Here is a 12320-nt window from a genome sequence, read left to right as displayed (position 1 = left end):
GGGCTTAAAGGGGCCGGTCCGGTCGACGGACCGGCCCTCTTTCGTTGAGGCAGAAGGAAGATACTGATGTCAAAACGTGACTATTATGACGTGCTCGGCGTAGCCAAGGGCGCTTCGGCGGACGAGATCAAAAAGGGCTTTCGCAAGAAGGCCAAGGAATTGCATCCCGACCGCAATTCGGACAACCCGGATGCAGAATCGCAGTTCAAAGAGGCCAACGAAGCCTATGAGGTTCTGAAGGACGCCGAGAAAAAGGCAGCCTATGACCGCTTTGGCCATGCTGCGTTCGAAAACGGCATGGGGGCGGTGGTCGTCCCGGTGGTGCCGGATTCGGATCGGGTGATTTCTCGTCAGCGTTCTCGGACGTGTTCGACGACCTGTTTGGCGACTTCATGGGTGGCCAGCGGGGCGGCGGCGGACGTCGTGCCGCGCGTGGTTCGGATTTGCGTTATAACCTGCGAGTGTCCTTGGATGACGCTTTTGCTGGTATGCAAAAGACGATCAACGTGCCAACAGCAGTTGGTTGTTCAGCGTGTGACGGTACGGGTGCCGAAGGCGGTGTTGAGCCGACCACTTGTCCGACTTGTTCAGGGTTGGGCAAGGTTCGTGCACAGCAGGGTTTCTTTACCGTCGAGCGAACCTGCCCGACCTGTTCGGGTCTGGGACAGATCATCAAGAACCCCTGTAAGTCGTGCCAGGGTGCAGGTCGTGTCGAAAAGGACCGTGCCCTTTCGGTGAACATCCCTGCCGGTGTTGAAACCGGTACCCGCATTCGCCTAGCTGGTGAAGGCGAGGCGGGGATGCGCGGAGGCCCTCCGGGTGATCTCTACATCTTTGTCGAAGTGGCGCAGCACGATCTGTTCGAACGTGATGGTGTTAATCTCTATTGTCGCGTGCCAGTTTCGATGGCGAATGCCGCACTTGGTGGCTCGATCGAGGTTCCGACCATTGATGGCGGACGTGGCCGCGTTCAGATCCCAGCTGGTAGCCAGTCGGGTCGCCAGATGCGCCTACGTGGCAAGGGTATGCCAGCTCTACGTGGCGGCGGCGTTGGTGACATGTTCATCGAATTGGCCGTTGAAACGCCCGTCAACCTGACCAGCCGCCAAAAAGAACTGCTGCGAGAGTTCGAAGACCTGAGCGAGGACAACAATCCCGAAGGGAAAACGTTCTTTTCGTCGGTCAAGTCCTTTTGGGATGGCATGAAGGGCTGATCCCATAGTCCAAGCAATCTAAAGGCCGCCCCGTCAAACGGGCGGCTTTTTTGTATCTGGAAAGATCACTAAGTGCAGACTGGCTCCATGAGCCACGGATTTGCCTCTTGATCATGCGCTCAACCCCTGAGATGTTCGCGCCAACCGTTGGGGTGCCGTTTTTCGGCTGAGAGGTGCTCGTCACTAACCCATCGAACCTGATCCGGGCAATTCCGGCGTAGGAAACGGTCTCAAAAACAGGCTCTCTTTCTATGTCGTCGTTGCCCACCGAAAAGATGGAGCAACAGATGGCACCAATTGCACTGACTATCGCCGGGTCCGACAGCGGCGGCGGTGCGGGCATTCAGGCCGACCTCAAGGCGATGTCTGCCCTGGGTGTCTACGGCGCGAGTGTGATTACCGCCGTGACTGCGCAGAACACTCGGGCCGTGACGGCTGTCCATGGCATTCCGCTAGACGTGATTACGGCGCAGATTGATGCGGTGCTTTCCGATCTGAATGTGGGTGCCATCAAGATCGGCATGTTGGCCACGCCTGAGATTATCCAAATTGTCGCTGACAAAATTGCAGATTTCGACGGACCGGTCGTGCTCGATCCCGTGATGATTGCCAAATCAGGCGACGCCCTGTTGGCACGCGAGGCGGTGCAAACCCTGCGAGATACTCTCCTGCCCTGTGCCACAGTGCTGACGCCCAACCTGCCCGAGGCCGCTTGTTTGCTGGACCGAATGGTCGCCGAAACACCAGAAGAGATGGTGGAGCAGGGATTGGCCCTGTGTTCTTTGGGCGCCAACGCGGTGCTGATGAAGGGGGCCATGCAGAAGGTGATATTTGCCACGACCTGCTGCTAGCGGGCGAGCGTGTGGCGGGCGACTACACTGCGCCCCGTCGGGACACAAAGAACACCCATGGAACGGGTTGTACCCTGTCTTCGTCTATTGCTGCTCGAGCTTGGCCAAGGGGTTGAATCTGCCCGAGGCGGTGCAGCAGGCACACATCTTTCTGCAGGGCGCAATTGCTCAGGCGGATACTTTGGATGTTGGCCACGGTCACGGGCCCGTGCATCATTTCCACAAGGTCTGGGCATGAGTGACTATTCAGTCATAGGGGCCGGGGTTGCAGGTCTGGCGGTCGCGACCGAACTGGTTGCGCGTGGTGCCACGGTGGAGGTCTACGATCCTGCTGGACCTCCAGGGCCACATGGCTGCTCGTGGTGGGCTGGCGGCATGCTCGCGCCTTGGTGTGAATATGAGAATGCCGAAGAACCTGTTCTGCGGTTGGGACAAGAAGCGATCTGCTGGTGGGCGGACAAGACGGACGTGACTTTTGCCGGAACGATTGTGGTTGCCAACGTTCGCGATCTGCCTGATCTACGCCGGTTTTCCCGTCGCACCGAAGGGTTTGTCGACGTTGGGCGCGGTGAAATTGCCCAGTTAGAACCTGATTTGAGCGCATTCAAAAAAGGGCTCTACTTTGATCAAGAGGCCCATCTTGACCCGCGTCGGGCGCTGGCTGATCTATATGGTGGGCTGATCGATAAAGGTGTGACCTTTCATCAATCCGCCGCATCCGGTGGCTTGGATAATGCCATCGACTGCCGCGGTCTGGCCGCACGCGATGCATTGACTGATCTGCGTGGAGTGAAGGGCGAGATGCTGGTTATCCGGGCCCCAGATGTGGCTCTAACAAGACCTGTTCGGTTGCTACATCCTCGTCTGCCGCTTTACATCGTGCCGCGTGGTGACGGCGTTTACATGCTGGGCGCAACGATGATCGAAAGCGAAGATTCGGGCCGGATCACCGCGCGTTCGATGCTTGAGTTGCTGAGCGCGGCTTACGCCTTGAATCCGGCTTTTGGCGAAGCCGAGGTGCTTGAGATCGGCGTCGATCTGCGCCCCGCTTTCCCTGACAACCTGCCACGTATTCGGCGGATCGGTGGTCGGGTCTACGCCAATGGCCTTTATCGGCATGGCTATCTGCTGGCCCCTGCACTGGCGCGGGGTGTGGCTGATCTCGTGCTGGACAACAAAATTTCGGAGATGGTCGATGAAGATCGTGCTTAATGGTGTACCCCGCGAGGTGGCCGCCGAAACCCTTGCCGGGTTGCTTGAGGAATGCGGGCTTTCGGGTCGGGTTGCCACGGCGGTGAACGAGGACTTTGTTCCCTCATCCCTGCGTGCAGGACATCTACTCAACGATGGCGACCGGGTCGAGGTTCTCGCCCCGATGCAGGGGGCTAAGGCGATGCGAATGTTTTATGGAACCGAACTGCCCAACCCACTGATGCTGGGCACCGCGCAATACCCTAGTCCCGCGATCCTCGAGCAGGCGTTCCGCGACAGTGGCGCAGGCGTAGCGACGGTCTCGCTGCGGCGTGAAGGCGGTGCGGGCCAGACATTCTGGACCATGATCCAGGACCTTGGCGTGCTAATCCTGCCCAACACCGCAGGCTGCCACACGGTGAAGGAGGCCGTCACCACCGCCCATATGGCGCACGAGGTGTTTGACACCAAATGGATCAAGCTCGAACTCATCGGCCACACCGACAGCCTGCAACCGGATGTGTTCCAACTGGTCGAGGCCGCGCGCATTTTGACCGAGGACGGGTTTCAGGTGTTTCCCTATACCACCGACGATCTGATCGTGGGGGAGAGGCTGCTCGAGGCTGGGTGCGAGGTTCTGATGCCCTGGGGCGCGCCGATTGGATCGGGTCGGGGGCTGAACAACGAGTACGCCTTGCGCGCGATGCGGGCTGAATTCCCCGATGTTCCGCTGGTGGTGGATGCAGGCATTGGTCTCCCGTCCCATGCGTCCCACGCGATGGAACTTGGCTATGATGCGGTGTTGCTGAACACCGCCGTTGCCCGTGCGGGTGAGCCGCAATTGATGGCCAAGGCGATGGCCCTGGCGGTTCAAGCCGGGCGTCTGGCGCATGAGGCTGACCCGATCGAGGCACGCGATATGGCCGAGCCGTCTACACCTGTCATTGGAAAGGCGTTTCTGTCATGAGCCTGGACCGTTTCTATCCCATTTTTGATCACACCGACTGGTTGGAACGCATGCTGCCCTTGGGCATCAAGCTCGTGCAGTTGCGGATCAAGGATCAGCCTGACGATGTGGTGCGCGCACAGATCGCCATGGGGCGTGACCTGTGCGCAGAATATGGCTGCGTTTTGGTGATCAACGATTATTGGCAGGCAGCGATTGATCTTGGCGTCGAATGGATTCACCTCGGCCAAGAGGATCTGGACGACGCGGACCTGCCCGCGATCCGGAAAGCGGGTCTAAAGCTGGGAGTTTCGACCCATGATGACGACGAACTAGACCGGGTTCTGGCGATGGACCCTGACTATGTCGCGCTTGGTCCTGTGTACCCGACAATCTTGAAAAAGATGAAATGGCACCAACAAGGACTGCCACGCGTCACCGAATGGAAAGCGCGCGTGGGTGACATCCCGCTGGTTGGTATTGGCGGGATGAATGTTGAACGCGTTCCGGACGTTCTCGAAGCAGGCGCGGACATCGTTTCAGCCGTGACCGATATCACGCTGAATGCTGACCCCGAAGGCCGCGTGCGCCAGTGGCTCGAGGCGACGAGATGAGCCGTTACACCCGCCAGATGATCCTGCCGAAGGTTGGAACGCAAGGACAGAATCGCCTGTCCCGCGCCCGTGTGCTTGTGGTGGGTTGCGGGGGGCTTGCCGCGCCGGTCCTGCCATTGCTGGCGGGCGCAGGCGTGGGGCATCTGACGTTGCTTGATGCGGATGACGTGGACATGTCCAACCTGCACCGTCAGACGCTGTTCACCGAGGCTGATTGTGGGGCGTCAAAGGCCGAAGTGGCTGCCGCACGCTGTCGAGCGTTGAATTCTGACATCATCATTGAAGCGCGAAAACAGGCTCTAACAGTCTCAAATGTCGCTGGTTTTGTTGCAGATTCAGACCTGATCCTGGATTGCGCCGATAGCTATGCCGCCAGCTATACACTCAGCGATGAATGCCTGAAACAAGGCAAACCGCTGATCAGCGCCTCGGTTCTTGGGGTGAGCGGTTATGTTGGCGGCTTCTGTGGCGGTGCACCGTCTCTGCGTGCGGTTTTCTCTGCGGCTCCGGAGAGCGGCGCGAGCTGTGCCACGGCGGGCGTGCTGGGTCCGGTCGTCGGAATGATCGGTGCATTGCAGGCGCAGATGGCGCTGGCGGTTCTGATCGGGCTGGAACCGTTGCCATTGGGTCAAATGGTGCAGTTTGATGCGCAGAGCTATCGCAGCACATCCTTTCGTTTTGACTCTGCGCCAGAACCAGAAACGGCGTTGCGCTTTGCTGCGCCCACCGAGTTGACCGATCAGGATCTGATCGTCGAATTGCGCGGCAAGGAAGAGGCCCCGGAGCCGGTCCATGCCTGTGCGACCCGTATCCCGCCGGAGGAAGTGCAGAACAATCTGCCCGACCCCGAAACCCGCATTGCGTTGTGTTGCGCCACTGGCCTTCGGGCATGGCGCACCGCTGAACGCATTCAACAGATTTGGCCGGGCGAGATCGTCCTCGTCGCGGCCTCGACTTCATAACTCACAAGGAAACGCGAAGATGAAGAAAATGCTGACTGCATTGGCCATGCTGGCCGCAACGCCCGCGATGGCGGCCGACAAGATGACCGTCCTGCTGGATTGGTTCATCAATCCCGACCACGGCCCCATCATTGTGGCGCAGGAAAAGGGCTATTTTGCTGATCAGGGCCTTGAGGTTGAGATCGTTCCGCCCGCCGATCCGTCCGCACCGCCGCGGCTTGTTGCTGCTGGTCAGGCCGATCTGGCCGTGTCGTACCAGCCACAACTGCACTTGCAGATCCACGAGGGCCTGCCGCTCAAGCGTGTTGGCACCTTGGTCGCGACCCCGTTGAACTGCCTGCTGGTTCTGGAAAACGGCCCAATCAAATCTCCCGCTGACCTGAAAGACAAGAAAATTGGCTTCTCGGTCGCTGGCGTGGAAGAGGCCGTTCTGGGTGCGGTTCTGGGCAAATATGGCGTCAGCACAGACGACATCGAAATGATCAACGTCAACTTCTCGCTGTCGCCGTCGCTGATGTCCGGTCAAGTGGATGCGGTGATTGGCGCCTACCGGAACTTTGAACTGAACCAGATGGACATCGAGGGCGAGCCCGGCACCTGCTTCTACATCGAAGAAGAGGGCGTGCCGTCCTATGACGAGCTGATCTATGTCGCCAACCCCGAGACCATGGATGCCGACAAAGTGGCTCGCTTTTTGCGCGCGACCGAGTTGGCGACCCAGTACATTGTGAACAACCCCGAAGACAGCTGGAAGATTTTCTCGGGCACCTCGACCGAGCTGCAGGACGAGCTGAACGCCCGCGCCTGGGTCGACACGCTGCCGCGTTTTGCCCTGCGTCCCGCTGGTTTCGATCATGGCCGTTACGCCCGGTTCGAAGCATTCCTGAAAGACAGCGGCATGATCGACAGCATCAACCCGGTTGACGCGATCGCCATCGACGTGACCGCGAAATGAGCGCGGCTCCCGATTATGGCCGCGCCTTTGGCCTGATGCGCGCGGCTGCGGGCAATGTGTGGCGGGAGTATACCCGCCACGCGTTTGTCGAGGGGTTGAAGGACGGCACCCTCCCGCGAGAGGCGTTCCTGCACTACCTGCGGCAGGACTATGTGTTTCTGGTCCATTTCTCGCGCGCTTGGGCGCTGGCGGTGGTGAAGTCGGAAACGCACGAGGAAATGCTGCTGGCTTCGGCCACGGTGAACGGTCTGATTAGCGAAGAGATGAAGCTGCACGTCGGCATCTGTGCCGAAGCTGGCATTTCGCAGGACGAGCTGTTTGCGACACCTGAGCGGCCTGAAAACCTGGCCTATACCCGCTTCGTGCTCGAAGCAGGTTATTCCGGCGATCTGCTCAGCCTACTGGCAGCGCTTGCGCCCTGCGTCATGGGCTATGGTGAGATTGGCGCGCGTCTGTCGGCGGAGGCGAACAGTGAAACCTATCGTGACTGGATCAACACCTATGCGGGCGATGACTATCAGGGTTCGGTGCGCGCTGTGGGTGAGCTGCTTGATGGTGCGCTGACACGTCGCTTGGGCCAGAGCTATGACCAACTACCGCGTTGGGACGGTCTGTGCCGCACCTTCAACATGGCGACCCAGCTTGAGGTCGGGTTCTGGCAAATGGGGATGACCCCGTAATGACCGCACCCGAGATCACCTTTCAGGGGCAGGCCACCATTGGCGCGGCGCAGCTTTTTGCACCGCTATCGCTGTCATTGGTAGCGGGGCAATGGACCTGCCTTTTGGGCGGCTCGGGCGTTGGAAAATCCACTGTGCTCCGGCTGATCGCCGGGTTGCAGACGGGGGCTGTGTTTGATGGCTCCATCACGGCATCCGATGATGGTGAGGTCGTGCCGCGTGTGGGCTATATGGCGCAGGACGATCTGTTACTGCCTTGGGCGACCGTCACGCAGAACATCACCTTGGGCGCTCGGTTACGGGGCGAAAAGCCGGATCTGGCGCGGTTGCGGCGGTTGTTGCAGCGTGTGCGCTTGAAAGAACATGTGGGCAAGAAACCGGCGGAACTTTCAGGCGGGCAACGTCAGCGCGTGGCGCTGGCGCGTACGCTGATGGAGGATAAGCCCGTCATCCTGCTGGACGAGCCGTTTTCGGCGCTGGATGCGCAGACGCGGGCGGACATGCAGGACTTAGCGGTGGAATTGCTTGCCGGGCGCACGGTGCTCTTGGTGACACACGACCCCGGAGAAGCCGCGCGTCTGGGGCATTCCATCATCGTCATGGAGCAATCGGGTCTGACCCCGTGTCCACCGCCGCAGGCCGAAGTTCCGCGCAAGGTTGATGATCTGGACACACTGGCGGCGCAGGCCGCTTTGCTTGGGTTGCTAAGGGGAGAAGCCGCATGATGCGCTACCTTCCCCCATTGGCTGCGGCCGTCTTTGCTGTTGCGGTCTGGCAGGTGATTGTCAGCGTGACAGATCTGCCAAAGTTTATTCTGCCCGGGCCGCTGTTGGTGGCGGAAACCTGGTGGAAGAGCCGTGCGCTCATTGCCGAACACACGCTGATCACCGGGATCGAGGTTCTGATTGGTCTGGCTGTCGGGGCCGCACTGGGGATCGTGACCGCGATCCAACTGGCGACATCGCGTATCGCGCGGATTCTGGTGCAGCCGATGCTGGTGTTTACTCAGGCATTGCCGGTCTTTGCGCTGGCCCCGATCCTGACGCTGTGGCTGGGCTATGGGCTGTGGTCCAAGGTGGCGATGGCTGTGCTGATCATCTACTTTCCGGTGACGTCGTCGTTTTTTGATGGGCTCATGCGCACACCTCCCGGATATCTCGATCTGGCGCGCACGATGCAGGCCAACCCACGAGCGGTGCTCTGGCACATTCGTATTCCGGCAGCCTTGCCGAATCTGGCCTCAGGTCTTCGGTTGGCGGCGGTTTATGCGCCCATTGGTGCTGTGATCGGTGAATGGGTGGGGGCGTCCAAGGGGCTGGGCTATCTGATGCTGCTGGCCAATGGTCGCGCCAAAACCGATCTGATGTTTGCCGCGATGCTGACGCTTGGGGTGTTTTCGGTTCTGCTGCATGTTGCCGTGCGCAAGGCTACAACCCGAATGGCGGGCGAGGGGTGTTAACCTTTCAGAAACCGATTCGGACAGAGGCTGGGGATATGACCCAAAATGCCTTTGCCGAAGCCCCGATGTTGTTTGACCTGGATGAGGCACCCGAGGCCCCGCTGCCGTCGGGCAGGTTGCCATCCTATATCAAGGATCATCGTAAGCGCCTGCGTGAGCGGTTCATGGAAGGCGGGGCGGCCGCGATGCCAGACTATGAGCTGTTGGAGCTGGTACTGTTCCGATCCATTCCACGTCAGGATGTGAAGCCTCTCGCACGGCTGTTGCTGGATACCTTTGGCGATTTCAACCGCGTACTGACGGCTCCGATGGAGCGGTTGTCCGAGGTCAAAGGCGTGGGCGACACAGTGATTGCCGACCTCAAGATCCTTGAGGCCTCGGCGCATCGGATGGCGCGGGCGCGAGTGATGCAGAGGCAGGTGATTTCCAGCTGGGATGCATTGCTGGATTATTGCCACACCACCATGGCGCACCGCGAGACCGAACAGTTCAGGGTATTCTATCTGGACCGCAAGAATGTGCTGATCGCGGATGAGGAGCAGGCGCGCGGTACGGTGGATCATGTGCCGGTCTATCCACGCGAAGTGGCAAAACGGGCGTTGGAACTGAATGCTTCGGCGCTTATTCTGGTTCACAACCACCCGTCGGGGGATCCAACCCCTTCGCAGTCGGATATCGACATGACCAGCAAGATCCAAAATGCTTGTGTCGCACTGGGACTGACGTTGCACGATCACTTGATTGTCGGGAAATCGGCCGAATTGAGCTTTCGATCCGAAGGATATCTGTAGAGATCGCTACCTAACCCAAACTTCGACGCGGCGGTTGACCTGACGGCCCCATTCACTGTCGTCACAGGCCATTGGAAGAGCTTCGCCAAAGGCTTCGACCGAAATATCGACGCGTTCCGGGTTTGCGGTTTCGGCAGCACGCAGTACGGCGTCACGCACGGACTGCGCGCGCTTCATTGCAATCTTGCGATTGCCCTCAGCGGGCCCTTCACCGTCACTGAAGCCAACAAACGAGAGTTGGCGTGTGTCGTATTGGCTAAGCCTCCAGTGCCTGCGCGAGTTGAACGATATTGGCCCGAGATTGAGCGTCAGGACGTGTAGATCCTGCTTCAAAGCGAAAGGAAGTCGATAGGCGAGACATAGGAGAAAGGTGGTCCACCATTCTTTTGAGCTCTGCCATGTCAATTTCTTTACCTGACGCCAAAACTGCATTTGCCAGTCGATTGCCTTGAGCGTTCAAAGAAATCAATTCAGGTGTTTGGTCAACAAAACCGGCCCGCCGGATCACGATTTGGGCTGCCGGGCTACGTGTGTAGTTTAGAAACTGTCGTGCCGCATCTGGAAGGCGCCGCGCTGGCAAGTAAAGAAACATCGGTGAGCTAAGCGGATAGTCCTCGGTTTTGATCGAGCGGCGGCTGGCGGTCAAAGAAAACCCACAAGAACCAGTCAAAACCAGTGCGCGTGCAGTACCAGTTTCTGCGAAACTTGCGATACCAATCGAAAATGGGTCAGTCGTTACAGCACGAGCTAGGGCACTACTGCGCTTGTGGCGCACGACGCCTTCTACCAGCTTGGCGTTGAGGGGTCGCAACAGGCGATCTTCGGCGGCCTGAGCCAGTCCCGAGCCGAGCGAAGGTAGGTGAACTGATATTGGAGCATCTGGACCGCCCAACGTTGCCCAATTGGTAATCTTCCCAGAAAAATTTCAGCGAGTTGCGGAAGAGATATTCGGTGTACTGGATTGCCTGGAGATACAACGGGGACCATCGCATCCAGAGCTAGGACTCTGGAACGATTTATTTGGGTCATATCGCCCATTCCGGCTTCGCGCGCCAGCTTGCGTTCAGCCGGGCGTATTTCCCGCAACGCCATGACAATATCAGCTTCGTTGGCAAGGAGATCTGCGAACCCCTCGTCGGTTGAAGTCATGCGAAACGTGAACTCTGCGATCGGCGCGGTTCCTCTACCTTGACTCAGACTGTAGACAAAATGGTCACTGTCAACGTTGCTGCGCTGGGCCTGATATCCGTTTCTAAGGGCAAAACCCTCGATCAATGCGGGCAATAGAACTTCTGCCATGGTGGAAGAGCCGGAGAGCGTGATTTTGGCAACGAAATCCACGAGGCTAGGACAGGCCGGACCATCACACGTCACGCCCGAGCCATCCACGGTCAGTTCACCGAACTGGGTGTCGACGCGATAGAATTCGCCATCGAAACCCAACAGGGTGCCATTAATTTCTACTTTGCCGTCACGAGACGTCAGCGTGATGTCTTGTGCGGTCCCGGCATAGGGAAAGCCGAAAAGAAAAAGTGCGGCGAAAATCGCCGCACGTAACCAAGCCATGAGAAACCTGTAATTGCCTGCGGATCACTTTGAAGCGATCTTCAGGTCTTCGACAAGATTATTCAACACCAGAAAGTCGCCTGAAGCGTCGCACCCGGGAATTGATAGGGCCAACTCGCGGGTTCGCAGGGCGAAATCGCCGCGCAGTTCCAGAGATTGAGCAGAAAACTCGCGTCCGCAATTATTGGCAGTGACTTCTGTTTCAATGCTAAGCGTTACGGTTCCGGACTGGTCCACGGCATCGCGGGGGAAAGTATAGACTTCGGCCAGTTTCGGTTCAAAGGTATCGGCGCGACCAAGACGTGTCATGGACCCCAGGCCGGAGGTTGAAGTCGCCGATGAAACGTGACCGTCCTCGCCATATCCTGCTCCGAATTCTCGGGCATGGATCTGAAAACCGGCATCGCCTGTCCATTGCAGTACTACTCGCTCGACCGTATCGATATCAGGTACCTTTGCCATGGCAACAGCGCCTTTTCCATTGGCAAATGCCACTACGAAAACGGCGTTCTCGGAAAGTGCAGGCACGATGGCATCAATTGTTCCGGCCTCTGACGTGACTTCGGTGAAAATCATTCCATTGTGGTGCACGCTTACTCGCTGGTTGCCATAGCAAGGCGCATCAACCGACAATGCCACATTGGCCATTGAAACAGACGTTGCCGTTGCGATCACAGCGCACCCCAATTGAGGTACTTCGGGGTCTTCTGGTGTAGCTGGCAGAACTGCACCATCCAAAGGAGTACGACCAGTGTTTGCGTTTTCTTGGGTGGCTTCCGGCAATCGGTGCGGCGCCCGCAATCCAGGAAGGGCGGAGGTCAGTGTGATACTTTCGACGCTTTCCAAAACAAGATTGTCTGTTTTCGGATTGGTATCCGTCTGGTCATATGGGGCCGACGAATGGGTTTTCGCTTCGGCCGCAGAAATAACCACATTGGGATTCCGATAAGGGCTGTCCTGTTGCATCAGGTACCCGGTTGCAAGGGCGCAGGATATCGTTCCGGCAGCCATCAGGATTCTACGACGAACAGGCAACATTCCACACCTCATCACACATTGGGTCAAAGGCAGTGTCGTTAAAAAAGACGGCC

General features: G+C 58.5%; 10 protein-coding genes, 4 pseudogenes and 1 riboswitch. Of the genes and pseudogenes, 12 read left to right on the top strand and 2 right to left on the bottom strand.

Going from position 1 to position 12320, the window contains the following annotated elements; genetic code table 11:
- Positions 1–66 precede the first annotated feature (66 nt).
- From dnaJ to radC, 12 genes and pseudogenes are all read left to right on the top strand, one after another.
- Positions 67–1214: pseudogene (gene dnaJ, locus ACZ1HE_RS00605) on the top strand (molecular chaperone DnaJ).
- A gap of 138 nt (positions 1215–1352) precedes the next feature.
- Positions 1353–1455: riboswitch (TPP riboswitch) on the top strand.
- 46 nt (positions 1456–1501) lie between these two features.
- Positions 1502–2303: pseudogene (thiD, locus tag ACZ1HE_RS00600) on the top strand (bifunctional hydroxymethylpyrimidine kinase/phosphomethylpyrimidine kinase).
- Complete coding sequence (locus ACZ1HE_RS00595) at positions 2300–3277, top strand: FAD-dependent oxidoreductase (protein WP_472619123.1); 978 nt, start codon at positions 2300–2302, stop codon at positions 3275–3277. Before thiD ends, ACZ1HE_RS00595 begins: the two are co-directional and overlap by 4 nt.
- Positions 3261–3449 (top strand): annotated as a pseudogene (gene thiS / locus ACZ1HE_RS00590) (sulfur carrier protein ThiS); the annotation flags it as partial. The gene ACZ1HE_RS00595 and the pseudogene thiS, both read left to right, overlap by 17 nt.
- A 9-nt stretch (positions 3450–3458) precedes the next feature.
- Positions 3459–4223: a thiazole synthase gene (locus tag ACZ1HE_RS00585; protein WP_472624287.1), complete on the top strand. Its 765-nt coding sequence runs from the start codon at positions 3459–3461 to the stop codon at positions 4221–4223.
- On the top strand, positions 4220–4816 hold the full coding sequence (locus ACZ1HE_RS00580; protein WP_472619122.1) for a thiamine phosphate synthase: 597 nt from the start codon (positions 4220–4222) through the stop codon (positions 4814–4816). Before ACZ1HE_RS00585 ends, ACZ1HE_RS00580 begins: the two co-directional genes overlap by 4 nt.
- Positions 4813–5778 carry a HesA/MoeB/ThiF family protein gene (locus ACZ1HE_RS00575; RefSeq protein ID WP_472619121.1) on the top strand — a complete coding sequence of 322 codons (966 nt, stop codon included), beginning with the start codon at positions 4813–4815 and terminating at the stop codon, positions 5776–5778. The genes ACZ1HE_RS00580 and ACZ1HE_RS00575 overlap by 4 nt, the downstream gene beginning before the upstream one ends.
- Positions 5779–5797: 19 nt before the next feature.
- Positions 5798–6733: an ABC transporter substrate-binding protein gene (locus tag ACZ1HE_RS00570; RefSeq protein ID WP_472619120.1), complete on the top strand. Its 936-nt coding sequence runs from the start codon at positions 5798–5800 to the stop codon at positions 6731–6733.
- The gene (gene tenA, locus ACZ1HE_RS00565) at positions 6730–7413 is read left to right on the top strand and encodes a thiaminase II (RefSeq protein ID WP_472619119.1); all 684 of its coding nucleotides are present in this window, start codon (positions 6730–6732) and stop codon (positions 7411–7413) included. Before ACZ1HE_RS00570 ends, tenA begins: the two co-directional genes overlap by 4 nt.
- The gene (locus ACZ1HE_RS00560) at positions 7413–8138 is read left to right on the top strand and encodes an ABC transporter ATP-binding protein (RefSeq protein ID WP_472619118.1); all 726 of its coding nucleotides are present in this window, start codon (positions 7413–7415) and stop codon (positions 8136–8138) included. The genes tenA and ACZ1HE_RS00560 overlap by 1 nt, the downstream gene beginning before the upstream one ends.
- Complete coding sequence (locus tag ACZ1HE_RS00555; RefSeq protein ID WP_472624285.1) at positions 8138–8872, top strand: ABC transporter permease; 735 nt, start codon at positions 8138–8140, stop codon at positions 8870–8872. Before ACZ1HE_RS00560 ends, ACZ1HE_RS00555 begins: the two co-directional genes overlap by 1 nt.
- A gap of 35 nt (positions 8873–8907) precedes the next feature.
- The gene (radC, locus tag ACZ1HE_RS00550; RefSeq protein WP_472619117.1) at positions 8908–9663 is read left to right on the top strand and encodes a RadC family protein; all 756 of its coding nucleotides are present in this window, start codon (positions 8908–8910) and stop codon (positions 9661–9663) included.
- Positions 9664–9669: 6 nt separating this feature from the next.
- On the opposite strand, the pseudogene ACZ1HE_RS00545 reads toward radC, so the two are convergent.
- Positions 9670–11229, bottom strand: a pseudogene (locus ACZ1HE_RS00545) (substrate-binding domain-containing protein).
- 24 nt (positions 11230–11253) lie between these two features.
- Positions 11254–12267, bottom strand: a complete 1014-nt coding sequence (locus ACZ1HE_RS00540; RefSeq protein WP_472619116.1) for a hypothetical protein — start codon at positions 12265–12267, stop codon at positions 11254–11256.
- Positions 12268–12320: the final 53 nt, after the last annotated feature.

This window comes from Falsiruegeria sp. JB4-1 (assembly GCF_055693495.1).
Note: the sequence above shows the minus strand (reverse complement) of the source record. Positions and strands in the feature narration are given on the sequence as shown.